Genomic DNA, 1,104 nt, shown 5'->3' on the forward strand with positions numbered 1-1,104 from the left:
GTTGTCGTTTTTTTCCCCCGGCGGTGGACTGGATTGTCTGGCAAACCCGATAAAACTGAGCATGTCGCCGCAAAGATCAGAATTACTGGCAGAGACCAGAGACAACGTAAACCGACTGATTCACGGGGCTGAAGCAATGCTTGTGGGTTACGAAGCCTTTCTGCAGCTGACCGGTAAAAGCTGTTCGCGCGAGGTTCAGTCATTGCGGGATGAATTTCCGAAACTGAGCAACCGGTTCGTGACGCTGAAAGAAACCATTCGATCTGGGTTAGAGAGTATCATTACGCCCATGCAGGCCGCTGAAGAAGGGCAGGTATCCCAGAGAGTGTTTCGTCAGTGGGTGGCAGATTGCCATCAGCTACAATCCTGTCTTCAGGCACTCACCCCCTCGAAGGCTGAGCGGGTCCGAAGTGTCCATGAGCTGATTTTTGCCCTGCATCAGCGCTTCGTAGAGGCGCTGGCACCGGTTGCTCTGACTTCACGTCAGGGTAGGGTGTCTGAGGAAGAGAACGTCACCTACGTTGATTTCACAACTTCGGATAATTCGGGTGGACAGGAACCGCTGTTGAATCCGTCCGGCAAGGCATCCATCAAAAAATTACGGCTTTCAGGGACTGCGGTCATCATCGATGATGCCCTGATTGTTAACCTGAATCTTGGAGCTCATAAGGGTGTTGTTGAGCTGCTTGAAAACGCAGAGGGAGGGAAAGGACGAACCTTGCGACTGAAATTTTCTGACCAATTCGATAAAATTTCTGGTTGGGAAAAAGCTGGCAAGTTAAAACGTATGTGGTTTCTGGTCAAGCTTCTGAAAGCGATAGAGCTGCGTGAAGATGCTGGTCCCATGAAGCTAAGTTGCAACGGCACAGCGGGAGAGATTATCGTAGAGTGTCCCCGAATGAGTTCACGTCAATCCATGCAGGAAGCCTTCAAAAAACTGATGATCGTGCTGCATTCCATGGACTGGCTGGATATACACTTTGCAGGTCGCATTTCTAATGGAGTTCAGTGGAACTTTAACATGCTTGCACAACGCCTTAATGACGATGTTGCGACAGAAGCCGATAGATTCGACTTTCAACATTGCCTTTTCTCAATGTTTTA

The 1,104-nt window shown here is 49.5% G+C and carries 1 protein-coding gene; it reads left to right on the forward strand.

Annotated elements, in window-relative coordinates; translation table 11 throughout:
- Window positions 1–61 precede the first annotated feature (61 nt).
- A partial coding sequence (locus KDK18_RS08145; RefSeq protein WP_257254407.1) for a hypothetical protein occupies window positions 62–1,104 on the forward strand: 1,043 nt, incomplete at its 3' end.

The sequence above is a fragment of the Endozoicomonas sp. SESOKO3 genome, from assembly GCF_024606255.1.